Here is a 266-nt window from a genome sequence, read left to right as displayed (position 1 = left end):
GGGAAGTTGTGAGCATTGCGCTCGTGCATCACTTCCATACCCAGGTTGGCCCGGTTAATCACATCCGCCCAGGTGCCGATGACGCGACCCTGAGAGTCGAGAACGGACTGGTTGAAGTTGAAACCATTCAGGTTGAACGCCATGGTGCTGATGCCCAATGCGGTGAACCAGATGCCGATGACCGGCCAGGCACCCAAGAAGAAGTGCAAGGAACGAGAGTTGTTGAAGCTCGCATATTGGAAGATCAACCGACCGAAGTAGCCGTG

The 266-nt window shown here is 55.3% G+C and carries 1 pseudogene; it reads right to left on the bottom strand.

Annotated elements, in window-relative coordinates:
• Positions 1 to 266 (bottom strand): annotated as a pseudogene (locus JUK32_RS05730) (photosystem II q(b) protein); the annotation flags it as partial.

The sequence above is a fragment of the Halomicronema sp. CCY15110 genome, from assembly GCF_016888165.1.
In the GTDB taxonomy this organism is placed as follows: domain Bacteria; phylum Cyanobacteriota; class Cyanobacteriia; order Phormidesmidales; family Phormidesmidaceae; genus Halomicronema.
The sequence above is the reverse complement of the archived record's forward strand: the minus strand, read 5'-3'. Positions and strand labels throughout refer to the sequence as shown.